We start from the raw sequence: 23,969 nt of genomic DNA, 5'->3' as shown, positions 1-23,969 counted from the left end.
CAGCGCTCGTCGGCTATTGACGGGCGCGCCGGTCCAGCACCCGCTTGGTGTGCCGGGCGATGTCGGGGCGTCGTTCCTTGAGGGTCACCAGCAGTGGCGCCGCCAGGAAGATCGACGAGTACGCACCCACGATCACGCCGACGAGCTGGACCAGGGCGAGGTCCTTCAACGTGCCGACGCCGAGCAACCACACCGCGATGATCATCAGCGAGAGGATGGGCAGCACCGAGATGACGGTCGTGTTGATCGACCGCATCAGTGTCTGGTTGATGGCCAGGTTCGCCTGCTCACCGTAGGTGCGCCGTGCGGTCTGCAGCACCGACCGGGTGTTCTCGGACACCTTGTCGAACACGACGACGGTGTCGTAGATGGAGAAGCCGAGGATGGTCAACAGGCCGATGACGGTGGCCGGGGTGACCTCCCACCCGACGAGCGAGTAGATGCCGGCGGTGACGATGATGTCGAAGAACAGCGACGCCAGAGCGGCGATCGACATCTCCCGGTCGAAGCGGACCGCGATGTAGACGAACACGATCACCAGGAACACCCCGAGTGCGATGAGCATCTTCTTGGTGATCTCGTTGCCCCAGCTCGAGCTGACATCGGAGACGCTGACCTCGGCGGCGGTGAGTTCGGGACCGAACTCGTCGGCGAGCGCCCGCGTCACCTCCTCGGTCTGGGCGAGGTTGAGGGATTCGGTGCGCACCTGCACGGTCTCGCTCGAGCCCGAGCCGGCGGTCTGAACCGACTCCGGCGCCGTACCGAGCGTGTTGGTGAACACGGTTTCCACCGCGTCGGTGGTGACACCCGCCGACACCGGGATCGATACCTGCGTGCCGCCCTCGAACTCGATACCCAGCGAGAAGCCGCGGAAGACCATCGACAGGATGCTCACCAACAGGATGACCGCCGTGATGATGTACCACATGCGGCGTCTGGCGACGATGTCGAACGCGCCGGTGCCGGTGTAGAGACGGGAGAGGAACGACCGGTTGGCGGCGGGGACGAAGTCCGCGTCGGCCGCGGTGTCGGGCTCGTCGGTGACGGCGACCGGCTTGGGGACGTCGCTGCGACCGCCGCCGACCCGCCCGGAGTTCGGCCGACCGGCGTCGGGGGTCTGCATGCTCATTTCGCGGATCCTTCCGACTTCGCGGACGAGCCCGCCGTCGCGTACTTCGCGGCCCGGGCCTCGCGGCGCTGCCGCGCGACCTCGCTCACCGCGCCGAGCCCGTTCACCGACGGCCGCGACAGGAACTCCGAGCGGCTGGCCAGCACCACGAGCGGATGCGTGACGAGGAACACCACGACGATGTCGAGGATGGTGGTCAGGCCGAGGGTGAACGCGAAGCCACGAACCTCGCCGATCGCCAGCACGTAGATGATCACGGCGGCGATGAAGCTGACCGCGTTGCCGGTCCAGATGGTGCGGCGCGCACTCGCCCAACCGCGGGGTACCGCGGACCGGAACGTCCGGCCCTCGCGCATCTCGTCCTTTATTCGTTCGAAGTAGACGACGAACGAGTCGGCGGTCATGCCGATACCGATGATCAGACCGGCGATACCGGCCAGGTCGAGCGTGAAGCCGATCCACCGGCCGAGCAGCACGATGATCCCGTAGACCATCAGGCCCGACAGCACCAGCGACAAGATCGTCAGGATGCCCAGCATCCGGTAGTAGAGCAACGCATAGATCAGCACCGCGATCAGGCCGACCGCACCGGCCAGCAGACCGGCCTTCAGCGACGACAGACCCAATGTCGCGGAGACGGTCTCGGCGTTCGACGCCTCGAACGACAACGGCAGCGACCCGTACTTGAGGACGTTGGCGAGGTCTTTGGCCTCCTGCTGGGTGAAGTTGCCACTCACCTCGGTGGCCGGGGTGGTGATCGCACCCTGGATCTGCGGCGCGGACACGACCTTGCTGTCGAGGGTGAACGCGGTGGCCTTGCCGACGTTCTGGGCGGTGTAGGTCGGCCACAGCTTCTGGGCATCACCCTTGAACTCCAGGGACACCACCCAGGAACCGGCTTGCTGCGTGGTGGTCGCGGTGGCGTTCTTGATGTCGCGGCCGTCGATGATCTCCGGCGCCAGCAGATACACCTGCTTGCCGTCCTGCGAGCAGGCGACCAGGTACTGATCGGGCAGGTCGTTGCCGACGAGCGGATCGTAGGAGTCCGGCGAGCAGTCCATCTTCGCCATCTGCGCGGTCAGCGCGTCGAGATTGGCCCCCGCGGGCGCCTGGCGCAGCTTGCGCTGTTCCTCGATCGCCGCGGCCGACGACTGCTGATCCTTCGCCTCGGCAGCCTTCTTCTCCTCGGCCCGCTGCTCGTCGGTCTTGCTCTGCGGCGTGGCCGGCTGCACGTTCTCCACCGGACGCACGAACAGACGCGCGGTCTGGCCGAGCGCACGCGCCTGCGCGCTGTCGTCGCCGGGCACCGTGATGACGAGGTTGTTGCCGTTGACCACGACCTCGGATCCGGACACACCGAGACCGTTGACGCGCTGCTCGATGATCTGTTTGGCCTGGTCGAGCTGCTCCCGCGAGGGGTCCTTACCGTCGGGGGTGCGCGCGGTCAGGGTGACGCGGGTACCGCCCTGCAGGTCGATGCCGAGCTTCGGGGTCGCCGATCCACCACCGGTGAAGAAGACCAGGCCGTAGACGACGGCGAGCAAGACGAAGAAGGCGGTCAGCGGTCTCCACGGCGGGATCTCACGCTGAGGTCCCGACCGTTTCGCCGACGCCCGGCGAGGTGTGGTCACTGCGGTTTGGTCTCCTGAGAATTGCGGTCATCTGGGCAGCAGACGACCACTCTACTGACTGCTCGGTAGCCACCGGTTTCCCGGTGCGGAGATCACTTCTCGTCGGTCGGATTCGCCGGTTTGTCGTAGGTCTGCTCGGGGGCCGGGCTCTCGATGATCTGGTCGGCGTCGGGAGTGCTCAGCGCACCCGGGTAGGTCGCCCCGGCATCCTCGACCGGGACGACACGAACGATCGCGAGGCGGTTGAAGCGGGAGATGATGCCGTTGCCGATCTCGAGGTCGACATAGTCCTTCGAGGAGTCGACGACGGTGGCGTACATGCCGGAGGTCAGCTGGACCCGCGCGCCGGTGGCCACGGAATTCTGCATGTCCTGCATGTCGGCCATGCGCTTCTTCTGCTTGCGGATGTTGAAGTACATGAACACGGCCAGCATCGCCAGCAGGAGCGGGAATAGCAAAGACTCCATGGTTACTACGTCAATCCTTCGGGGTTATCGGGTGGTGTCAGGTCGGGTGTGCAGCAACCAGTGTGCCATGCCCGGCACGAATGTCCGATTTCGTCACAGGTCGTCGAACAGACTCCCGGTGATGTCCTCGCGGGAACGGACCCCGAAACTGGCGTTCAGTGCGCCGACGGGCGGGGTGAGCCCGAGGTGATGCCAGGCGGCCGCGGTGGCGACCCGTCCGCGGGGGGTGCGCGCGATCATGCCCGCCCGCACCAGGAACGGCTCGCACACCTCCTCGACCGTCGTCGGTTCCTCGCCCACGGCGACGGCCAGCGTCGACACACCGACCGGTCCCCCGCCGAATCCACGGACCAGCGCCCCGAGCACGGCCCGGTCGAGCCGGTCGAAGCCGAGGTCGTCCACGTCGTAGACGGCCAGGGCGGCCCGGGCGATCTCGACGGTGATGACACCGTCGCTGCGGACCTCCGCGTAGTCGCGCACCCGGCGGAGCAGACGGTTGGCGATACGGGGGGTGCCGCGGGATCGGCCGGCGATCTCGCCGGCCGCGTCGTCGATCATCCGGATGCCGAGGATGCCCGCCGAACGCCGCAGCACGCGGACGAGCTCGTCGGTCTCGTAGAACTCCATGTGCGCGGTGAACCCGAACCGGTCGCGCAGCGGCCCGGTCAGCGACCCGGATCGGGTGGTCGCCCCGACGAGGGTGAACGGGGCGACATCCAGCGGGATCGACGTGGCACCGGGTCCCTTGCCGACGACGACGTCGACCCGGAAGTCCTCCATGGCGAGGTAGAGCATCTCCTCGGCCGGGCGGGCGATCCGGTGGATCTCGTCGATGAACAGCACATCGCCCTCGACGAGGTTGGACAGCATCGCGGCGAGATCGCCGGCCCGTTCGAGCGCCGGTCCGGACGTGACGCGGATCGCGGCACCCATCTCCGCGGCGATGATCATCGCCAGCGACGTCTTGCCCAGCCCGGGTGGGCCCGAGAGCAGGATGTGGTCCGGGGTGCCGCCGCGTCCCTTCGCCCCGTGCAGCACCAGTTCGAGCTGCTCGCAGACGCGCGGCTGCCCGATGAAGTCGGCGAGCGAACGGGGGCGGAGTCCGGCGTCGAAATCGCCGTCGGCCGGCAACTCGGTGGCGCTGACCGCACGCTCGTCGGCGCCGGACGTCTCGTCGGTCATGCGGTCTTCCCCAAGAGCGCCAACGACTTTCGCAGAACGGTCGACGCGTCCCCGTCGGGGAGGTCGGCGAGCACCGCGGTCACCGCCTTGTCCGCGGGACCGGCGGTGAACCCGAGCCCCACCAGCGCTTCGGACACCTGATCGCGGACCGAACCGACGAGCGCCACGGGTGCGGCGGCACCGGCCGTCGACGCGGTGGGGACGTCGACCTTGTCACGGAGTTCGACGACGAGTCGCTCGGCGACCCGCTTGCCCACCCCGGGGACCGCGGTGAGCGCCTTGACGTCGGAGGCGGCCAGCGCGCGCCGCAGCGCGTCGGGCTCGAGCACGGCCAGAGTGGCCATGGCCAGGCGTGGTCCGACTCCGGTGACCGTTTGCAGCAGGGTGAACAGCGACCGGGCGTCGGCGTCGGTGAACCCGTAGAGGGTCATCGAGTCCTCTCGGACGATCATCGACGTCAGCAGCGTCGCCTCCTCGCCTCGACGTACGGTCGCCACCGTCGCCGGGGTCACCAGCACCCGATAGCCCACGCCCGCACAATCGATCACCAGGTGGTCGAGCGCGATGTCGATCACCGGACCGCGAACCGACGCGATCATCACCGTCCCCCTACTCGTGTCGTCGTCTGCGGCGTGTGCGCCGTCTGTTGCTTCTGGTGTTTCTGCTGCTTCTGTTGTGCCCGCGCCTTCTGCTCGGCCTGCGCCAGCTTCTCCATCATCGGGCCGCGCCAGCAATGGCAGATCGCCAACGCCAGGGCATCGGCGGCGTCGGCCGGTCGCGGTTTGGTCTGCATCCCGAGGATGCGGGTGACCATCGCGGTGACCTGCGCCTTGTCGGCCCGGCCGCTGCCGGTGACCGCGGCCTTCACCTCCGACGGGGTGTGGAATCGCACCGGCACGTCGCGTTGCCCGGCGGCCAGGGCGATCACCCCGCCGGCCTGGGCGGTGCCCATCGCCGTGGAGACCTGGTTCTGCGCGAACACCCGCTCGATGGCGACGACGTCGGGCTGGTGCACGTCGAGCCAGTGACAGGCGGCGGTGTAGACGGCGAGGAGACGGTCGGCGAGATCCATGTCCGTCGGGGTGCGCACCACGTCGACGTCGAGGGCGGTCACCGCGCGCCCGCGCCCGGATTCGACCAGCGCGATACCGCACCGCGTCAGCCCGGGATCGACCCCCATCACGCGCACGCAGAACCTCCCGACTCCGACCGTCGACACGGTACGAACAACTGTTCGAGATTCTATCCGCCCACCCCGACACGGGCGGCGACCAACACGCGCGGCAATCTTGGGTGCGTGCCCCACTTCGCCCCGATCAGCCCCGATGGACTCGTCGAGCTGTGCGTGGAACGACTCCGGAACACCTCGGGCGTCGTCGTCGCGGCGATCGACGGCGCCGACGCCGCCCACCCGGAAGCGCTCGCGCGACGGATCACCGACCGGCTTCAGGCACTCGGACGTCCCGCCGGCATCGTCGAATTGGCGCACTTCGTCCGCCCGGCCTCGCTGCGGTTCGAGTACGGCCACACCGACGAGGAGAGCTACCGCGCCTCGTGGTTCGATCACGCAGCCCTCGACCGTGAGGTCGTCACCCCGGTCCGCGCCGGCGACCCCTGGCTACCGCGCCTGTGGAACCCGTTGACGGACAGGTCTTTTCGCGACGACAGGCGACCCGCAGCGGCCGATCAGGTGATCATCGTGGCGGGCCCGATGCTGCTGGGACGGCACCATTTCGACCTCACGGTGCGGTTGCTGCAGAGCGAACCCACGCTCCGGCGCCGCACACCGTCGGCCGATCAGTGGACCATCCCGGTGCTGCTCGCCGACGCCGCTAGGTTCGACGCCGAGGAGTCCGACGCCGACGTCACCGTGCGCTACGACCACCCCGATCGCCCCGCGGTCAGCCGGGCCGACGCGTGAGTTCGTCCGTCCAGCCCGGCGGACCACCCTGTTCCTCCCCCAGGTGTGCAAAGACTCTCCACGAACTCGTGGAGAGTCTTTGCAATTACGGGGGAAGAACGTCGTCAGGCGTCGAGCTCGGCGAGCACCTCGTCGCTGACGTCGACGTTGCTGTAGACGTTCTGCACGTCGTCGGAGTCCTCGAGCGCGTCGATGAGTTTGAACACCTTGCGCGCACCGTCCGCGTCGACCGGGACCTCGACGGACGCCCGGAAATCGGCCTCGGCGGAGTCGTAGTCGATCCCGGCCTCCTGCAGTGCGGTGCGCACCGCGATGAGGTCGGTGGGCTCGCTGACCACCTCGAAGCTCTCGCCGAGGTCGTTGACCTCCTCGGCGCCGGCGTCGAGAACGGCCATCAGGACGTCGTCCTCGGACTGGCCGCTCTTCTCGAGCGTCACCACGCCCTTGCGGGTGAACAGGTAGGCCACCGATCCCGGGTCGGCCATGTTGCCGCCGTTGCGGGTCATCGCGGTACGGACCTCGCCGGCGGCGCGGTTGCGATTGTCGGTGAGGCATTCGATGAGGATCGCGACGCCGTTGGGGCCGTAGCCCTCGTAGGTGATGGTCTGCCAGTCGGCGCCGCCGGCTTCCTCGCCGCCACCGCGCTTGCGCGCGCGCTCGATGTTGTCGTTCGGCACCGACGACTTCTTCGCCTTCTGGATCGCGTCGTACAGCGTCGGATTGCCGGACGGGTCACCGCCGCCGGTACGCGCGGCCACCTCGATGTTCTTGATCAGTTTGGCGAACATCTTGCCGCGCTTGGCGTCGATGACGGCCTTCTTGTGCTTCGTGGTGGCCCATTTGGAATGGCCGCTCATGATCTTCCCTTTCCGCCTCTGCCCGGACGTCCGCGCCGTGAAACCCCGTCGATCTTACTCGCGCACCATCGAGACAAAGTATTCGTGCACTCGTCGGTCGCCGGTCACCTCGGGGTGGAACGACGTGGCGAGCACTTTGCCCTGCCGCACGGCGACGATCCGGCCCTGCGCGGGGCCGTCGGGGACCTGGGCGAGGACCGTCACGTCCGGGGACACCGACTCGACCCACGGCGCCCGGATGAACACCGCGCGCATCCGCTCGGCTCCGGCGACATCGGTGATGCCCGCGACGTCGAGATCGGTCTCGAAGGACTCGACCTGCCGGCCGAAAGCGTTGCGGCGCACCGTGATGTCGAGCGCATCGAGGTGCCGGGCGTCGGGCCGTGTGTCGAGGATGGTCGACGCGAGCAGGATCATCCCGGCACAGGAGCCGTACGCCGGCAACCCGTCGGCCAGCCGCCGCTGCAGCGGGTCGAACAGCTCGAAGGTCCCGAGCAGCTTGCTCATCGTCGTCGATTCGCCGCCCGGCAGGACGATGCCGTCGATGCCGTCGAGTTCGGCCGGGCGCCGCACCGCGGTGGCGTCGGCGCCCGCCGCGGCCAGCGCGGCGAGATGTTCGCGGACGTCCCCCTGCAGGGCCAGGACACCGATGCGGGGTCGAGCGGTCACGGTGTCGTCGTCCGACGGATCCGGGTGAGGCCCTCCTGCGTCACCGCGGCCACCATGCGGCCCCGCTGGTCGAAGATGCGGCCCTGCGTGAGCGCCCGCCCCGCGCCCGCCGACGGCGAGGTCTGGTCGTAGAGCAGCCATTCGTCGGCACGGAAGTCACGCAGGAACCACATGGCGTGGTCGAGGGATGCCCCCTGGGTCTCGACGTCGGGGTGCGGCACGTGCGACGACCCGAGCAGGGTCATGTCGCTCATGTAGGCGAGCGTGCACACATGGACGACCTGGTCGTCGGGCAACGGGTCCCGGTGGCGGAACCACACCCGTTGCTGCGCGGCGAGGCTGTCCCAGGTGACCATCTGTTCGAGCGGCACGATCCGGAAGTCGAAGTTCGGCCATTCCTTGAGGAACCGGTTGCGGCGCTCCAGGATCTCCCGGTCGTGGTCGAGCTCGTCGGGGCTCGGCACCGGCGGCATCGTGTCCTGGTGCTCGAGTCCCTCGTCGGTGCGTACGTGGAACGACGCCGACATGGTGAAGATCGCCTCACCGTCCTGGATGCCGGTCACCCGCCGGGTGACGAAGGACCGGCCGTCACGGATGCGGTCGACGAGGAACACCGCCGGCTTCTCGGTGTTGCCGGGCCGCAGGAAGTAGCCATGCAGCGAGTGCACCCCGAACTCCTCGTCGACGGTGCGGGTCGCCGAGACCAGGGCCTGCGCCGCGACCTGTCCACCGAAGGTGCGCTGGAGCAGCGTCGGGACCGGGTGACCCCGATAGATGTCCTTCTCGATCACCTCGATTTGGAGGATCTCCTCGATGGTTGCCACCAGGAGACTGTATGTCACGCCGGGGCGCGAGCCGTCCTCAGAGTTCGTCGAGCGCGATGAGGCCGTCCTGCACCGCACGCGCGACCAGCGCCGCCTTGGTCGGGGCCGGACGGCCGACGTCGGAGTACTTGGCCCGGATGCGCGTGAGGTGGGTGTTCACCGTGCCCAGCGAGATGAAGAGCTCGGCGGCCACGTCGGGCTTGGAGTCGAGCTTGAGCCACGCGCGCAGGACCTGCACCTCCCGCTCGGTCAGGGCAGGCCGCACCAGGTCGGGCCGCCCGGTGTGGCAGGAGCAGCGCGGACCCGACGGCTCCGACCGGCCGGCGGAGGTGACCAGCGTGACGTGCGACGCCGGCGCGGGTGCCTGGCCGTGCACCGGCTGGCCGGGTAGGGGCATCCGCCGCTGCGCCAGTCGCGCCAGCGCGTCCTGGCGTCGTCTGGTGGCTTCTGCCTGTCGGCGAGCGGCGTCGACGACCCCGCGATGTGTTCCCCCGCCTCGGACAGAAGAGTGATGCGCCGGAACATGATGTTCGATGACGGTCATTTGTGTCCTCACTCATCTCGGGGGTGGCCGTGTCGGATACCCCACCTGTCATTGAGTTAGACGCTATGACCGGCCGTCTGGTTCCGTCGATGGGGAGAACTACCCGGCCGATGGGGAGAACTACCCATGACGCGCAGGTCAGGACCGGTTGCGGGCGGCCTCGACATCGATGAGGGGTAGGTCGTCGCGGGTCACGATCCGCGAGGCGATCGCGTATTCGACCAGTTTGGTGCGACGGTTGGAGGCGAGCTTGCCGCCGCCGGCCCGCATGCCCGTCACGCCGAGCTGGCCGAGTTTGTCGCAGACGTTGTCGAGCTTGCGGTTGAACTTGGTGATCGACCACCCGAGCCGGGCGGCGGCCTGCGCCGACGACGGGATGGCGCTCGCGCCGGTGCCGTCGCGTCGCAGGATCTCCTCGGCGAGCACGACGATCAGCAGCGTCTGACTCTCGGTGAGGGTCGGCACCCCGCGGGTGGTGTCGCCGCCGATCACCTGCGGCGCGGTGACCGACCGGATCTCCGGTCCCTGCGCGTGCACACCGAGCTCGTAGGTGGTGGGGCCGGCGGTGAACACGATGGTGGTCAGCCCGAACACCAGCGGCATCCGCGCGCCCGGCCCGAGGGTGGCCGAGAACCCGACGTCGCCGGCGGACACGCTCGCCGACAGGTGGGTGCCGAGGTTGCTCAGCCACCACAGCCCATTCTCGTTGTGCAGCAACAGGAATCGTCGGTGCAGGTACGGATTGTCGTCGATCGTGAGGTCGGCCTCACGACCGATGTAGAAGCGCCGGCCCGGATCGAGGTCGAAGCGTTCGCCGCAGTAGTCGACGTAGGTCACCGGACGCAGGGTCTCCGGGCGCAGGGTCACTCGACACGCACGACGACGACGGTCACGTTGTCGTGCGCGCCGAGCGCGAGGGCGCCCTCGACCAGCGCGGTGGCCGCGGCCTCGGCGCTCTCGGCGCCGGACAGGATGTCGGCGATCTCGTCGTCGGGCAGTTCACCGGTGAGGCCGTCGGAGCACACCAGCAGCACGTCCCCGTGCAGCGCGGGGATGGAGAAGAAGTCGGCCTGCGGTTCGCTCATGCCGGCGCCGAGCGCACGGGTGATCACGTTGCGCCGGGGGTCGATCCGTGCCTGTTCGGGGGTGAGGAACCCGGCGTCGACGAACTCCTGGACCTGCGAGTGGTCCACGGTGAGCTGTTCGAGGACGCCGCCCTGGAGTCGGTAGGTGCGGGAGTCGCCGATGTTGACCACGAGCCAGTGCGGTTCGCCGTCGTGGACGACGAGGACCGCACCGGTCGCCGTGGTGCCGGCGCGACGATCCGACTCGGTCGCGATGGAACCGATGACATCCTGGGCGTCGATCAGCAGATCGATCAACGCGATCTGGGTCTCGGTGCGGTCGTGCTCGGTGGGGACCGCCGCCAGGGTGAGAAGCGCCGTCTCGCTGGCGATCTCACCGCTGTCGTGCCCGCCCATGCCGTCGGCGAGGAGGTAGCGGCCCGGCATCACCAGGGCTGCGTCCTCGTTGGTCTCGCGGACGAGTCCCACATTGCAGATCGCGGCCCACTCGAGGGTGAGACCTCCGACGGTGTCGATGCCGGCCACCGCATCGTCTCGGACTATGGTCGCCGCGTCCATGGTCAGCAGATACTACGGCAGTACTTCTACCAACCCCGTTCGGCGAGCCGGTGTGGCTGCGGGATGTCGTCGACATTGATCCCGACCATCGCCTCGCCCAGGCCGCGCGACACCTTGGCCAGCACGTCGGGGTCGTCGTGGAAGGTGGTGGCCTGCACGATCGCGGCCGCCCGCTGCGCCGGGTTGCCCGACTTGAAGATGCCCGAACCGACGAAGACGCCCTCGGCGCCGAGCTGCATCATCATCGCCGCATCGGCCGGGGTCGCGATCCCGCCCGCGGTGAACAGCGTGACCGGCAGCTTGCCGGCCTCGGCGACCTCGGCGACCAGCTCGTACGGGGCCTGCAGTTCCTTCGCCGCGACGTACAGCTCGTCCTTGGGCAGCGAGGTCAGGCGGCGGATCTGGTCGCGGATCTGGCGCATGTGGGTGGTGGCGTTGGAGACGTCGCCGGTGCCCGCCTCGCCCTTCGACCGGATCATCGCCGCACCCTCGGTGATGCGCCGCAGCGCCTCACCCAGATTGGTGGCACCGCACACGAAGGGCACGGTGAACGCCCACTTGTCGATGTGGTTGGCGTAGTCGGCCGGGGTCAGCACCTCGGACTCGTCGACGTAGTCGACGCCGAGGCTCTGCAGGATCTGCGCCTCGACGAAGTGACCGATGCGGGCCTTGGCCATCACCGGGATGGAGACCGTCGAGATGATGCCGTCGATCATGTCCGGGTCGCTCATCCGCGACACGCCACCCTGCGCACGGATGTCGGCGGGCACCCGCTCGAGGGCCATCACCGCCACCGCGCCGGCGTCCTCGGCGATCTTCGCCTGCTCCGGGGTGACCACGTCCATGATCACGCCACCCTTGAGCATCTCGGCCATGCCGCGCTTCACCCGGGCGGTGCCCTGCCCGACGGTGGGATCCTGGATCTGACTCACTGACGTACTCCTGATGTTGCGTTTTCCCGCGCCGTGGCGGTTGGTCCCACCAATTCTAGGCGCGTCCGCGCGGTGGGCTCAGCCACCCCCGCCCGGGGTGACGCGCTCGGTGATCTCGAAGTACTGCGGCAGCGCGGCCATGCCGCCGAGCCGCAGCCAGCGCACCGTCCGGCGTTCGGCGAGGCTGCGGGTGTCGCGGACGGCGTCGTTGTAGAACCGGCGGGCCATCATCACCCGTGTCTCGGCGTCGGCGAGCTCGACCACCAGACCCTGCGAACGCGAGCCGGTGTCGGTCCGGGCCAGCAGCGCCGACACCCGGTTCTCCGCGTCCTCACGCGCGGCGGGTGCCGCGTGTTCGGCCTGGTCGGCGGCCGCTGCGAGGTCGTGGCCGGCCTTGCGCAGCTCCTCGTCGTAGCCGGCGATCATCCCCGCCGCGATCGACCGCGCGACCACCGCGCGACGTTCCAGCGCGGCGTCGAGCGATCCGCGGGCCAGGTCGACGCGGACGTTGAGGCGGTCGAGACGGTTCGCCGTCTGATACGCCCACGCGCCGGCGAGGATCACCACCAGCACGATCAGCGCGAGCACCACGACCGTGGTGTCCGACAACGTCATGAGGTACTCCCCCTTCGAGGTTGGGTGGGCGGGTGGATCAGTCGGCGACCACGACGGGTCCGGTGCCCACGGTCACCGTCTCGTAGACCCGCATGATCTCCTCGGCGACCCGCGACCAGTCGTACCGGTCGGCGCGCCGACGGCCGGCCGCCACCAGCTCGGCGCGCGCATCGTCGTCGGACAGCAGGTCGATGATGCCCTCGGCGAGCTCGTCGGACGAGCCGGTCGCGACGAGGTGCCCAGCGCGACCGTCGTCGAGCACCCGGCGGAACGCGTTGAGGTCACTGGCGATCACCGCGGCGCCGGCCGCCATGGCCTCCACGAGCACGATGCCGAAGCTCTCCCCGCCCAGGTTCGGTGCGCAGTAGACGTCGGCCGACCGCAGTGCACGGGCCTTGGTCTCGTCGTCGACCTGCCCGAGGAACACGAGGTGATCGGCGAGGTCCCCGGCCCGGCGGCGCAGGGCGCGTTCGTTCCCGCCGCCGACGATCAGCACCCGGACGTCGCCGAACCGTTCGACGATCGCCGGCAGCGCCCGCATCAGGATGTCGATGCCCTTGCGGGGTTCGTCGTAGCGGCCCAGGAACAGGATCGAATGTCCTTGGCGCGGATAGCCGTCCAGGGGTTCGGCGCCGGCGAACGACGCCACGTCGATGCCGTTGGGGATCTCCACGGCGTCCGAGCCCAGCGACTCCATCTGCCAGCGGCGCGCCAGTTCCGACACGGCGATCTTGCCCGAGATGCGCTCGTGGTACGGACGCAGGATGCCCTGGAAGACGGTGAGCCACAACGAGCGGGTGGTCGACGTGTGGAAGGTGGTGACGATCGGCCCGGACGCCACCATCAGCGACAGCATGGAGATACTCGGGGCGTTCGGCTCGTGCACGTGCAACACGTCGAATTCCTCGGTGTCGATCCAATCACGAAGGCGCAGATAGCCTTTCGGACTGAAGTTGAGCCGTGACACCGACCCGTTGTACGGGATGGCCAGGGCCGGCCCGGCCGAGACGACGTAGTCGGGCAGGTCGGTCTCCGGTGCGGCCGGGGCCAGCACGCTGACCTCGTGGCCGCGGTCGATGAACACGCGTGCGAGTTCCACCACATGCGCCTGCACCCCGCCCGGCACGTCGAACGAGTACGGGCACACCATGCCGATCTTCACGGGTGGGGTTCCTCCGGCACACCCTCGATGCGCGCGCGTCGCTCCGCCGACCAGTCGGCCTCCCACAGTGGTTGCAGCATGTGCCAATCCTGCGGGTGCGCGGCGATGTTCGCAGCGAACGCGTCGGCGAGCGCCTGCGTGGTCGCCTCCACGCCACCGGAGGGGTCGATCGGTTCGCCGCAGGAGATCTGCGACCGCGGCGCCTCGTCGAACCAATGGTGCACCGGCACGAGCGCCGCACCCGTCGCGATGGCCAGCTTCGCCGCACCGGCCGGCATGCGCGTCCGTTCGCCGAAAAAGGTCACCGGGACACCATGACGTGCGAGGTCACGCTCGCCGAGCAGACCGATGATCTTGCCGGCGCGCAGACGCTCCTCGAGGATCTCGAACGGGGGTTGCTCCCCGCCGGTCAGCGGCAGCACCTCGATGCCGAGGGACTCGCGATACGCGACGAACCGCTGAAAGAGCGATTCGGGCTCGAGGCGTTCGGCGACCACGGTGGCCGACGCACGGTTCTGCACCAGCCAGACCGCGCACATGTCCCAGTTGCCGCTGTGCGGCAGCGCCAGGATCACGCCCTTGCCGGCGCTCATCGCCGCGTCGAGGCGCGCCCGGTCGGGTTCGGGCACGAGCACGGTGGCCGCCGCCTCGACGGGATCCATCGCGGGCAGCCGGAACGCCTCAAACCAGTAGCGGGCATAGGATTGCACGGCTGCCGCGACCAGCTCGTCGGGAACGTCGGCAGGCGCGGTACCGATCACCCGGGCGAGGTTGCGGCGCAGCTGCGCCGGGCCGCCGTTGCGTTTCCCGGCGAATCCGCCGACCTCGTCGAAGAGCTTGCGCGTCACCGATTCCGGCGCGTGCCGCACGGCGGCCCAGCCGGCGGCGTAGCCCAGTTCGGTGAGTCTGCCGGTGAGGTCACTCATCGTCGGCGTCGGCGTCGGTGGCAATGGCGTCGGGCGCTGCGGTGGCGGCGGGTGTCAGCGGGATCAGATCGCGCGCACCGGGCGAGGTGTAGATCGACCACATCCGCTGTCCGACGGTGATGATCGAGAGCACCGCCAGCAGCCACATCGCGACGTGGATGGCCCAGAAGACGCCGAGACCGGTGAGCCCGGCGCCGACGAGCACGATGATCAGCCGGTCCGGCCGCTCGATCCAGCCGCCGTCGCCGTTGAGGCCGCTGGCCTCGGCGCGCGCCTTGGCGTACGAGATGACCTGCGAGGTCACCAGGCAGATCAGGGTGGCCACCAGCAGCAGCTCGTGCGGTTCGGTGACCGCGCACCACCACGCCAGACCGGCGAAGATCGCGCCGTCGGCGATGCGGTCGCAGGTCGCGTCGAGCACCGCCCCGAAGCGGGTGCCGCCGCCGCGGGCCCGCGCCATGGCGCCGTCGAGCATGTCGAACATGACGAACGCCCAGATGACGAGTGTGCCGATGAACAAGTGCCCCATCGGGAACAGCGTGAGCGCCGCGGCGATGGTCACCGTGGTGCCCAGCAGCGTCATGATGTCGGGGGTGAGGCCGGTCTTCAGCAACGCCCGACCGAGCGGCAGCGTCACCTTGGAGACAGAGGCTCGGCCGCGGATGCTCAGCATGTCACGCCTGCTCTCGCTCGATCTGTTCGTTCCAGGCCTTCGACAGCAGCGCCCGCGTGTCCCGCAGCAACTGCGGCATCACCTTGGTCTCGCCGACGACGGTGATGAAGTTCGCGTCACCGATCCACCGCGGCACGATGTGCTGGTGCAGGTGTTCGGCCAGCGATCCGCCCGCCGCATAGCCGAGGTTCAGCCCGACGTTGAACGCGTTCGGGTTCGACACGGACTTGATGGTGCGGATCATGTTCTGCGTGAACGACATCAGTTCGGCGGACTCCGCCGATGTCAGCGCCTCGAGGTCGGCGACCTGCCGGTACGGCACGATCATCGTGTGGCCCGGGTTGTACGGGTACAGGTTGAGCACCGCGTAGACCGTCTCGCCGCGCGCGATGATCAGCCCGTCCTCGTCGGACATCTCCGGGATGTCGAGAAACGGATGGCCGGTCGTCTTCTCCGACGGCGGCGGATCGGCGGTGATGTAGGTCATCCGGTGCGGGGTCCACAGCCGCTGCAGCCGGTCGGCGTCGCCGGTCCCGCAGTCGCGGATCACCCGATCGTCGTCAGCCACTGGTCACATCCGCGCCGATCGCATCCGCACTGGGAGAGTCGTTGCGGCGCTGGGCAATCCACTCTCCGATGAGTTCCACCGCCCGGTCGGCCCGAACCCCGTTGACCTGGCTGCCGTCACGGAACCGGAAGCTCACCGCGCCCGCCTCGGCGTCGCGTTCGCCGGCCAACAGCATGAACGGCACCTTGCCGGTGGTGTGCGTGCGGATCTTCTTCTGCATGCGGTCGTCGGAGTGGTCGACCTCGGCGCGGATGCCGCGCGCCCGGAGTTTGTCGACGACACCCTGCAGATGGTCGCCGAAGGCCTCTGCGACCGGGATGCCCACGACCTGCACCGGCGACAGCCACGCCGGGAATGCACCGGCGTAGTGCTCGGTGAGCACACCGAAGAAACGCTCGATCGACCCGAACAGCGCGCGGTGGATCATCACCGGGCGGTGCTTGGCGCCGTCGGCGCCGGTGTACTCGAGCCCGAAGCGTTCAGGCAGGTTGAAGTCGAGCTGGATGGTCGACATCTGCCAGGTACGGCCGAGGGCGTCCTTGACCTGCACCGAGATCTTGGGTCCGTAGAACGCGGCGCCGCCCGGGTCGGGCACGAGGTCCAGGCCGGATTCGCGGGCGACCTCGGCGAGGGTTTCCGTCGCCACGTCCCAGGTCTCGTCGTCGCCGACGAACTTCTCCGGGTCCTTGGTGGAGAGCTCGAGGTAGTAGTCGTCGAGACCGTAGTCGGAGAGCACGTCGAGCACGAAGGTGAGCAGCGACCGCAGTTCGTCGCGCATCTGCTCGCGGGTGCAGTAGATGTGTGCGTCGTCCTGGGTCATGCCGCGCACGCGCGTGAGTCCGTGGATGACGCCGGATTTCTCGTAGCGATACACCGACCCGAACTCGAAGAGCCGCAACGGCAGTTCGCGATACGACCGGCCGCGCGCCCGGAAGATCAGGTTGTGCATCGGGCAGTTCATCGGCTTGAGGTAGTAGTCCTGCGCCGGCTTGCGGACACTGCCGTCGTCGTTGTACTCGGCGTCGAGCTGCATCGGTGGGAACATGCCGTCGGCGTACCAGTCGAGGTGCCCGGACACCTCGTACAGGTGACTCTTGGTGATGTGCGGGGTGTTGACGAACTCGTAACCGGCGGCGATGTGCCGGCGCCGAGAATAGTCCTCCATCTCGGTGCGGATGATGCCGCCCTTGGGATGGAACACCGGCAGACCCGAGCCGAGTTCGTCGGGGAAGCTGAACAGGTCGAGCTCGGCACCGAGCTTGCGGTGGTCACGGCGTTCGGCCTCGGCCAGCAACTCCAGGTACTCGTCGAGCGCCTCGGCCGATTCCCACGCGGTGCCGTAGATGCGCTGCAGGTCGGCGTTGTTCTGGTCACCCCGCCAGTAGGCCGCCGAGCTGCGCGTCAGGGTGAACGCACTGATGTACTTGGTGGTCGGGACATGCGGTCCGCGGCACAGGTCGCACCAGATCAGGTCGCCGGTGCGCGGGTTGAGGTTGTCGTAGGCGGTGAGCTCGGCTCCCCCGACCTCCATGATCTCCGCGTCCGCTGCCGCGCCCTTGTCGTCGATCAGTTCGAGCTTGTAGGGCTCCTTGGCCAACTCCATCCGCGCCTGGTCCTTCGACGAGTAGACGCGCCGGGAGAACCGCTGCCCGGACTTGATGATCTGCTTCATCTTCTTCTCGAGGTTCTTCAGATCCTCGGGCGTGAAGGGTTCGGCGACGTCGAAGTCGTAGTAGAAGCCGTCCTTGATGGGCGGTCCGATACCGAGCTTGGCCTCGGGAAAGAGCTCCTGCACGGCCTGCGCCAGCACGTGGGCGCACGAGTGCCGGATGACGCTGCGGCCGGCCTCGGTGTTGGCGGCGACCGCCTCCACCACGGTCTCGAGTTCGGGTGCCCACGAGAGGTCGCGCAACTGCCCCGCCGCGTCACGGACGACGACGATGGCCTCGGATCCCTTGTTCGGCAGATCGTGCTCACGCAGCGCAGTGCCCGCGGTGGTCCCGGCCGGCACACGGATCGTGGCGGGTCTGGTCACCGAGACGTCGTCGGGCACGGGTTGCTCCTCAAGGATGAAGGGACACGGTTGCGATCTAGATGGTATCCGCGCGCGGGTCATCCGCCGAGGATGGGGCTGGCCAGCCATTGCGCGTCGATGTTCAGCCATCCGGCGACCATGTGGAGGGCACCGATCAGCCACAGCGTGACGAGAACGATGGCCGCGGTCCCCATCCACACGGTGGCCTGCACGGCCACCGGCTGGCGTTTGATCCACTCCATCCAGGCGTCGTACTTGCGGCGGGCGAACGTCAGCAGACGGTGCGCCCACGCGAACTCCGAGGCGAGAATGCCCAGGCCGAGGAACACGATGAGCCAGCCCGGGCCCGGATACGGGATCGCGACGATGCCGGCGGCGAGCACGATGGTCCCCACCACGCCGACGGCGAGGCGATAGATGAGGTGGAGTTTCGGGTCGCGGCGGATCAGGTAGCGCCGCTGACGGGCCCACAGTCGCAGCCTCTGCCACACGGAGGACATGGCTCCGAGATTACCCAGACCGGACATCCTCACAGCGCGCGGCGATCAGCGTCACGACGATCGTCAGCAGGAGGATCAGCGGGTAACACCCGGCCTCGACGACCACGATGACGCGGTCGTACCACCCGGGATCCGGCCATCGCGGCAGCATGAACAGGCCGAGCGCGATGGCGTGGTCGGCGGTCAGGTGCGGTCCGCTGTCGTACCAGTGGTGCCACCACGTGAACGAGAGCGCGACGATGGTCGACGGTGCCAGCCACCGCCACCACGACCGGGGCCCGTGCGCCAGGCCGCGATAGGCGAAGTCGAACGCGACCACGAACAGCGGCACCAACCACACCCAGTGATGGCCCCAGGAGAAGGGCGACACGGTGGAGGCGGTCATGCCGACGATGGACACCGCCAGCAGTTCGGAGCCCCGACGATGCGCTACCACCGCCGCCCAGACACCGAGCCCGGCGGCCAGTAGCGCGATCGGTCCCCAGAGCCACAGCGGCGCCTCGAACACCGGGCCGCCCGGGCCCGGGTGCGCGAATCGCCGCACGTCGAAGTAGGCCAGCATCTGTGAGATGAACCCGTTGATCGATTGATTGGCCGGCGAGTCGACCCGGCCGATGCGGGCCGAGGTGATGATGTCGTGGGTCCAGTAGCGCCAGGAGTCACGTGGGATGACCAGGATGCCGATGGCGACGGTGACGGCGAAGGTGGCCACGGCGGTCGCCGCGGCCCGCCATCGTCGAATGGCGAGCAGGTAGACGACGAAGAACGCGGGGGTGAGCTTGATACCGGCCGCCACTCCCACACCGATGCCTCTGAGCCGGGAGTCCGGGCGGATCATGTCCAGCAGCACCAGGTCCGCGAGGATCAGCGCCATCAGGAAGACGTTGATCTGACCGAGCCAGATCGTGGTGCGCACCGGCTCGAGCGCCGTCGAGCAGATCGCGAGAAGAACCGCGAACACCGCGAGCCGCGCATCGAGCCGGTAGCCGAGGCTGCGAAATCCGAGCAGGATCGTGGCGACGAGCGCGAGAAAGATGGCTGCCCACCAGATGAGGTTGGCCACCGACTGGGTGACGAGGGCGAACGGCACGAGCACGATCGCGGCGAACGGCGGATACGTCCAGTCCAGATCCCACAGCACAGGTTGGTGGTAGAGCGGCCGACTGTCGAGGACCGTGTGGGCACCGGCCCGGTACACCCGCAGATCGGTGTAGTTCTCGAACAGGCCGTAGAACGGATTGGTGATCGGGAAAGCGGTTATGTGCCAGGCGATCACGCCGATTGCCGCAATCGCGGCAATCCCGACGACCCACCACCTGATCGTGGGTGCGGGATGCGTCGGCACGGTGTGGACGCTACCCGCCGGACACGTGTGACCCCGGGTATGAATCGCCGAGCGGGCCGAATGGGTTCCAATTGCCCGATCTGCGCCGATCACCAGGCATTTCGTGCCGGCTCGATGTGAACATTCCGCGCAACGCCCGGTCCGGAGCCGGGCCGAGAACAACCGTCAGATGTGCTGTCCGCTCGCCAGCCGGTTGGCGACGTCGCGGGTGAAAGCACGAACCCGGTCGGCCAGCCAGAACAGCCGGCGGGTCGCCGGGTCGAGTGGGTCGGTGACACCCGACGCACTCGCAGGTTCGAGGAGGTACCCACGTTCGATGGCGTGGACCACCTTGCCGAAGCAGATGTCCTCGGCGTCGGGGCGGTCGACGGTCGTGATGCTCAGACCATTCAGCGTTTGCGTCGTGAGCCGTCGCCGCTTCGGCGCGACGTCGCGGCCGGTGTTCGGCGCCAACCTGTTCAACTCTCCCTCGGCCGCAGCGCACAACAGCTCGGCCGGGCACGCCACACAGAACTCCCGGTCGGCCAGCCGATCGAAGCCCGTGGACAAGAACACGACGGTCTGCTCCGCCAGATAGGTCTCGGCGGCACCATCGGTGATCGACTGATACTCGGTGCGCGCGGCCGCGGGATCGTACTCCGCGCTGTACATCGCCATGGCCGATTGTCGCAGCGGAATTCGATTGGCGTCAAGCACGATTCCCTCGGCAGCGAGCCGGCATCGTCGCGTCGACAAGGGCTACGAATAGCCCAGAGTCGCCCCACCGGTGATGATCTCGCCGGTCCACTTACGCCGCGGCAACGACGACGCCGAGTAGCATCCCGAATATTCGGAGACGGTCCGACCGACGATCGCGAGAGCCACCATGAGCGCCGACGATGAGCCCGATGCTCCCCCACCTCCCGGCGACGAACTGCTGGCCATCGCCGCGAATCTGTCCCACTTCCACCGCGAACACGAGAAGTACTACTCCGAGGCCCCACTGACGGATGCGCTCGCGCTGCAACGTATCGCCCGCACCCTGACCGCGCTCGCGGAGCGATGGTCCTCCGCGGAGCCGACCGGCGCACCGTCACGACTGGGTGTGCTCGCGGTCAAGGAGGGGCCGGCTCACTTCACGCCGATCGCCGACCTGTGCCTCGCCGGCGAGATCACCACCCACATCGATCGCACCTATCCGCTCGATGAGACCGCCGCCGCCCTGGCCTACGTCGGTGCCGGGCAGGCCCTGGGCAAGGTCGTCGTCACACCCTGACCGACCCGGAGCACGACCACAACGATCCCCGAAGGGAGTTCCGATGGACCAATCCGACGCGATACTGATCACGGGCTGTTCGAGCGGCATCGGCGCGGCGACAGCCGCCGATCTGGTGCGACGCGGGCACACCGTCTACGCCACCGCCCGCAGGCCCGAGACCTTGACCGAACTGGGCGAGATGGGTTGCACGACACTGGCACTCGACGTCACCGACGAGGAATCGATGAGCGCGGCGGTGGCCGTGGTGGAGGCCGCGCACGGTGCGGTCGGAGCGTTGATCAACAATGCGGGGTATTCGCAGTCGGGGGCGATGGAGTCGATCCCGCTCGACGACCTCCGCAGGCAGTTCGAGACGAACGTCTTCGGGCTGGTCCGGATGTGCCAGCTGGTGCTGCCCGGGATGCGCCGCGCCGGCCACGGCCGGATCGTCAACATCGGCTCGATGGGCGGCAGGCTCACCTTCCCCGGGGGTGGGGCCTATCACGCCACGAAGTATGCGGTGGAGGCGATCTCGGACGCCATGCGGTTCGAGGTGCAGGGATTCGGCGTGCAGGTGGTCCTCGTCGAGCCCGGGTTGATCACCACCGAGTTCGCCGCGGCCGCAACGTCTTCCATGTCGGCGCTGGACACCGACAGCCCCTACGGCCGGTTCAATGACACCGTGGCCCAGACGACGGAGGACATCTACCGAGGCCCGGTGGCGAAGTACCTCGGCGGCGGACCGGAGGATGTGGCCACCACGATTCGCAAGGCGCTCACCGCGAGCAGGCCGCGACCGCGCTACACGGTCACGCCGTCGGCCAAGCTCGCGCTCATGCAGCGGAAGATCACCCCGGATCGGGTCTGGGACCTCGCCATGCGCACCCAGTTCCCCGTCCCGGGTTCCTGAGCGGGGTTCGGTGGACGAGGTTCCGGTCCTGGAATGGTTGCTGCGCAGCGACCCGGCCGTCGCCTACCAGGCGACGCGTGATCTGCTCGGCGACGACGACCCCCGCCTGCAGAGCCGCATCGCCGACGACGGTGTCGGCGCCACACTTCTTGCCGCGCGCGGGCCGGACGGGCACTGGGGTGGTGGCTTCTACAACCCGAAGTGGACGTCGACGCACTACACGCTGCTCGAGCTGCGCGGGCTGTGCCTGCCACCGACCAACCCGATCGCGCGCGACGCCTGCGCGCTCGTGCTTCGCGATCACCAAGTCCGCGACGGCGGGATCGACCCGCGCCCGACGACCCGACACAGCGACGTCTGCGTCAACGGCATGGGACTGAACTACCTGTCCTGGTTCGGCAGCGACGCCGAACCACTGGCGAGCATCGTCGATGTCATCCTCGCCGAGCAGATGCCCGACGGTGGGTTCAACTGCCGCGCGCGACGGACCGGCGCGACGCACTCCTCGGTGCACACCAGCACCTCGGTGATCGAGGGCATCACCGCCTACGAACAGGCCGGCTACACCCACCGCCGGGCCGAGCTTTGCGATGCACGCGCCGCTTCGGCGGAGTTCCTGCTGCGGCACAGGTTGTTTCGCAGCGAGCACACCGGCAAGCCGATGCGCCCCGACTTCACCCGCCTGCACTACCCGGCACGCTGGTACTTCGACGTGCTCCGCGGACTGGACGCGCTGCGGGCCGCCGGCGTCGGTCGCGACGAGCGGATGCAGGATGCGTGCTCGGTGCTCGAGTCCCGCCGGCGGTCCGACGGACGGTGGGCCGCGCATCGCGGCCACCCCGGGAAGACCCACCTGACGTATCCGCCCCCGGGTGAGCCCAATCCGTGGGTCACGCTGATCGCGCTGCGCGCTCTGCGGGCCTACGGGTGACGGGCGGGAATCGTGCGGGGGCTGGGTTTCGCCGCGGCCCGACGACGGCGGGGGGCTGTCACGTCGGCACGAGGCATAGCGACCGACGGTACGCGATGGCGGTGGTCGCCGGTCGGTGTGCGCCCCTTTGCCATCACATGTGTCCCTCGGTGTGCGCCGGGCGGCTCTCGGAGCTGTCGCGGAACCCCCGGACGGTCATGTAGACGCCGACGGAGAGCTCCCAGGTCGCGATGGGCAGCGCGGCGAGCGTGCCGATCCCCGACACCTGATCCCAGACGCCGAAGAGGCAACCCGTCGAGAACATGAGCAGAAGCGGGGCGCCGACGAGGCCGATGGTCGGAATCCAGCGCGGCACGAGGCGGAACTGGTAGACGATGGTGGCCAAGCACAGCGCGTTGACGGCGGGCATGATCCCGGGGCCGAGCAGGAACGTCCAATTCTTCACGGCGACAAGGGCGCCGGCGGTGGTGGTGAACGCAGTGGGGTCGGTGCCCGCGAACTCCTGGCGCAACGTGTAGACGGAGAGCACCGCGACGACGCCGGTGACGATCACCGCCGCCTCGAGGGTGCGGCTGGCGACGAAGCCGATCGCCCGGCCGGGACCGAAGCCTTTGATGACCGGGTAGAGGGCCACCGCGGTGCCGATACAGGTGAGGGCGGTGAGGATTTCGATCAGCCCGCCCCACAGCACGCCGCGGTCGCTGCCGGCGCCGAGCACGAAGTCCGGGTCGTTGACGACGCCGTCGTACAGGGCGAGTGCGGGGATGGAGAAGACGAATGTGCCGATGTAGAACAGGCCGGCGGCGAGCGTCGCCCGTCGAGCCGGGTCGTTGGGCACCACCGTCGTCGAGGTCATTGATGTGGACATGATCGGTTCCTTTCGCATGCGGTGTCGGTCGGCATGAGCGAGATCAGCGGGATGCCGAGGTCGCGCAGCGCCTGCAACAGGCCGTGCAGGGCGGCCTGGTCGGCGACGGCGCCCCGTAGATAGGTGGTGCCATCGGCTGCGCTGGTGATGCTCAGCCCGTCGAACCATGCCTCCCAGCGGTTTTCGAGGCGTCCTGCGACTCTGATCTCGTACTGCACACCTAGACGGTAGGAACAGACGTGGTGAGCTGTCGTCACCAGATGTGGTGATTTCGGGTGGTGATTTCCTGGATCCGGACGCCCTAGCCTAGATTTTTCGCGCTGATTCGGGCTGATTGTGTTGGGGCCTGAATTGTGTTGTGGTCTGTAGTTTTCGGTGTTTGGGTGCGTAGTGATGACCG

The 23,969-nt window shown here is 68.4% G+C and carries 29 protein-coding genes; 4 read left to right on the top strand and 25 right to left on the bottom strand.

All coding sequences use genetic code 11. The features are described from left to right. Positions 1–13: 13 nt before the first annotated feature. From secF to ruvC, 6 genes are all read right to left on the bottom strand, one after another. Complete coding sequence (secF, locus tag ACWDTI_RS10815) at positions 14–1,123, bottom strand: protein translocase subunit SecF (protein ID WP_449738295.1); 1,110 nt, start codon at positions 1,121–1,123, stop codon at positions 14–16. A gap of 2 nt (positions 1,124–1,125) precedes the next feature. Then, positions 1,126–2,760, bottom strand: coding sequence for a protein translocase subunit SecD (secD, locus tag ACWDTI_RS10810; protein ID WP_449738080.1), 1,635 nt, complete (start codon positions 2,758–2,760; stop codon positions 1,126–1,128). Between the two features lie 92 nt (positions 2,761–2,852). Further along, positions 2,853–3,227, bottom strand: coding sequence for a preprotein translocase subunit YajC (gene yajC / locus ACWDTI_RS10805; RefSeq protein ID WP_449738079.1), 375 nt, complete (start codon positions 3,225–3,227; stop codon positions 2,853–2,855). Positions 3,228–3,320: 93 nt separating this feature from the next. Beyond that, a complete protein-coding gene (gene ruvB / locus ACWDTI_RS10800) occupies positions 3,321–4,409 on the bottom strand; it encodes a Holliday junction branch migration DNA helicase RuvB (protein ID WP_449738078.1) in 1,089 nt (362 codons plus the stop codon). Then, positions 4,406–5,008: a Holliday junction branch migration protein RuvA gene (gene ruvA / locus ACWDTI_RS10795; protein WP_449738077.1), complete on the bottom strand. Its 603-nt coding sequence runs from the start codon at positions 5,006–5,008 to the stop codon at positions 4,406–4,408. The genes ruvB and ruvA overlap by 4 nt, the downstream gene beginning before the upstream one ends. Then, a complete protein-coding gene (ruvC, locus tag ACWDTI_RS10790; RefSeq protein ID WP_449738076.1) occupies positions 5,008–5,598 on the bottom strand; it encodes a crossover junction endodeoxyribonuclease RuvC in 591 nt (196 codons plus the stop codon). Before ruvC ends, ruvA begins: the two co-directional genes overlap by 1 nt. A 108-nt stretch (positions 5,599–5,706) precedes the next feature. Here ruvC and ACWDTI_RS10785 point away from each other — a divergent pair, with 108 nt between their 5' ends. Next, the gene (locus tag ACWDTI_RS10785) at positions 5,707–6,330 is read left to right on the top strand and encodes a hypothetical protein (protein ID WP_449738075.1); all 624 of its coding nucleotides are present in this window, start codon (positions 5,707–5,709) and stop codon (positions 6,328–6,330) included. Between the two features lie 104 nt (positions 6,331–6,434). Here the strand turns inward: ACWDTI_RS10785 and ACWDTI_RS10780 are convergent, their stop codons facing one another. The 17 genes from ACWDTI_RS10780 to ACWDTI_RS10700 form a co-directional block, all read right to left on the bottom strand. Further along, the gene (locus ACWDTI_RS10780; protein WP_449738074.1) at positions 6,435–7,187 is read right to left on the bottom strand and encodes a YebC/PmpR family DNA-binding transcriptional regulator; all 753 of its coding nucleotides are present in this window, start codon (positions 7,185–7,187) and stop codon (positions 6,435–6,437) included. 54 nt (positions 7,188–7,241) lie between these two features. Beyond that, on the bottom strand, positions 7,242–7,856 hold the full coding sequence (pdxT, locus tag ACWDTI_RS10775; protein WP_449738073.1) for a pyridoxal 5'-phosphate synthase glutaminase subunit PdxT: 615 nt from the start codon (positions 7,854–7,856) through the stop codon (positions 7,242–7,244). After that, positions 7,853–8,680 (bottom strand): acyl-CoA thioesterase, encoded by an 828-nt coding sequence (locus ACWDTI_RS10770; protein WP_449738072.1) that lies wholly within the window; start codon positions 8,678–8,680, stop codon positions 7,853–7,855. Before ACWDTI_RS10770 ends, pdxT begins: the two co-directional genes overlap by 4 nt. 37 nt (positions 8,681–8,717) lie before the next feature. Then, positions 8,718–9,224, bottom strand: coding sequence for a response regulator transcription factor (locus ACWDTI_RS10765; RefSeq protein ID WP_449738071.1), 507 nt, complete (start codon positions 9,222–9,224; stop codon positions 8,718–8,720). A gap of 138 nt (positions 9,225–9,362) precedes the next feature. Next, positions 9,363–10,061, bottom strand: coding sequence for a hypothetical protein (locus ACWDTI_RS10760; protein WP_449738070.1), 699 nt, complete (start codon positions 10,059–10,061; stop codon positions 9,363–9,365). 26 nt (positions 10,062–10,087) lie between these two features. Beyond that, positions 10,088–10,867 carry a PP2C family protein-serine/threonine phosphatase gene (locus ACWDTI_RS10755; protein ID WP_449738069.1) on the bottom strand — a complete coding sequence of 260 codons (780 nt, stop codon included), beginning with the start codon at positions 10,865–10,867 and terminating at the stop codon, positions 10,088–10,090. A 26-nt stretch (positions 10,868–10,893) separates the two neighbouring features. After that, positions 10,894–11,799, bottom strand: coding sequence for a pyridoxal 5'-phosphate synthase lyase subunit PdxS (pdxS, locus tag ACWDTI_RS10750; protein ID WP_449738068.1), 906 nt, complete (start codon positions 11,797–11,799; stop codon positions 10,894–10,896). Positions 11,800–11,877: 78 nt separating this feature from the next. Then, a complete protein-coding gene (locus tag ACWDTI_RS10745; protein WP_449738067.1) occupies positions 11,878–12,414 on the bottom strand; it encodes an NUDIX hydrolase in 537 nt (178 codons plus the stop codon). A gap of 37 nt (positions 12,415–12,451) precedes the next feature. Further along, positions 12,452–13,576: a glycosyltransferase family 4 protein gene (locus tag ACWDTI_RS10740; RefSeq protein ID WP_449738066.1), complete on the bottom strand. Its 1,125-nt coding sequence runs from the start codon at positions 13,574–13,576 to the stop codon at positions 12,452–12,454. After that, complete coding sequence (locus ACWDTI_RS10735) at positions 13,573–14,502, bottom strand: phosphatidylinositol mannoside acyltransferase (protein ID WP_449738065.1); 930 nt, start codon at positions 14,500–14,502, stop codon at positions 13,573–13,575. Before ACWDTI_RS10735 ends, ACWDTI_RS10740 begins: the two co-directional genes overlap by 4 nt. Then, on the bottom strand, positions 14,495–15,175 hold the full coding sequence (gene pgsA / locus ACWDTI_RS10730; protein ID WP_449738064.1) for a phosphatidylinositol phosphate synthase: 681 nt from the start codon (positions 15,173–15,175) through the stop codon (positions 14,495–14,497). The genes ACWDTI_RS10735 and pgsA overlap by 8 nt, the downstream gene beginning before the upstream one ends. Position 15,176: 1 nt before the next feature. After that, a complete protein-coding gene (locus ACWDTI_RS10725) occupies positions 15,177–15,743 on the bottom strand; it encodes an HIT family protein (protein WP_449738063.1) in 567 nt (188 codons plus the stop codon). Then, complete coding sequence (gene thrS / locus ACWDTI_RS10720; protein WP_449738062.1) at positions 15,736–17,796, bottom strand: threonine--tRNA ligase; 2,061 nt, start codon at positions 17,794–17,796, stop codon at positions 15,736–15,738. The genes ACWDTI_RS10725 and thrS overlap by 8 nt, the downstream gene beginning before the upstream one ends. A 59-nt stretch (positions 17,797–17,855) precedes the next feature. After that, positions 17,856–18,278, bottom strand: coding sequence for a TIGR02611 family protein (locus tag ACWDTI_RS10715; protein WP_449738061.1), 423 nt, complete (start codon positions 18,276–18,278; stop codon positions 17,856–17,858). A gap of 10 nt (positions 18,279–18,288) precedes the next feature. Continuing rightward, entirely contained in the window at positions 18,289–19,623 is a 1,335-nt protein-coding gene (locus ACWDTI_RS10710) for a glycosyltransferase 87 family protein (RefSeq protein WP_449738060.1), read from the bottom strand. A gap of 165 nt (positions 19,624–19,788) precedes the next feature. Then, a complete protein-coding gene (locus ACWDTI_RS10705) occupies positions 19,789–20,280 on the bottom strand; it encodes a hypothetical protein (protein ID WP_449738059.1) in 492 nt (163 codons plus the stop codon). A gap of 81 nt (positions 20,281–20,361) precedes the next feature. Beyond that, complete coding sequence (locus ACWDTI_RS10700) at positions 20,362–20,490, bottom strand: hypothetical protein (RefSeq protein ID WP_449738058.1); 129 nt, start codon at positions 20,488–20,490, stop codon at positions 20,362–20,364. Between ACWDTI_RS10700 and ACWDTI_RS10695 the strand changes: the two genes are divergently transcribed. Genes ACWDTI_RS10695 through ACWDTI_RS10685 form a run of 3 tightly spaced genes read left to right on the top strand, consistent with a single transcriptional unit; the run spans position 20,489 to position 22,701 of the window. Next, complete coding sequence (locus ACWDTI_RS10695; RefSeq protein WP_449738057.1) at positions 20,489–20,878, top strand: zinc-binding dehydrogenase; 390 nt, start codon at positions 20,489–20,491, stop codon at positions 20,876–20,878. The genes ACWDTI_RS10700 and ACWDTI_RS10695 overlap by 2 nt on opposite strands. Before the next feature lie 43 nt (positions 20,879–20,921). Continuing rightward, positions 20,922–21,770 (top strand): SDR family NAD(P)-dependent oxidoreductase, encoded by an 849-nt coding sequence (locus ACWDTI_RS10690; RefSeq protein WP_449738056.1) that lies wholly within the window; start codon positions 20,922–20,924, stop codon positions 21,768–21,770. A gap of 10 nt (positions 21,771–21,780) precedes the next feature. Then, the gene (locus tag ACWDTI_RS10685) at positions 21,781–22,701 is read left to right on the top strand and encodes a hypothetical protein (RefSeq protein WP_449738055.1); all 921 of its coding nucleotides are present in this window, start codon (positions 21,781–21,783) and stop codon (positions 22,699–22,701) included. Positions 22,702–22,834: 133 nt separating this feature from the next. Here the strand turns inward: ACWDTI_RS10685 and ACWDTI_RS10680 are convergent, their stop codons facing one another. Together ACWDTI_RS10680 and ACWDTI_RS10675 are read right to left on the bottom strand one after the other, a co-directional pair. Continuing rightward, complete coding sequence (locus ACWDTI_RS10680; RefSeq protein WP_449738054.1) at positions 22,835–23,569, bottom strand: DUF4386 domain-containing protein; 735 nt, start codon at positions 23,567–23,569, stop codon at positions 22,835–22,837. After that, a partial coding sequence (locus ACWDTI_RS10675; RefSeq protein WP_449738053.1) for a hypothetical protein occupies positions 23,554–23,969 on the bottom strand: 416 nt, incomplete at its 5' end. The genes ACWDTI_RS10675 and ACWDTI_RS10680, both read right to left, overlap by 16 nt.

It is taken from the genome of Gordonia sp. NPDC003424 (assembly GCF_053588655.1).
Note: the sequence above shows the minus strand (reverse complement) of the source record. Positions and strands in the feature narration are given on the sequence as shown.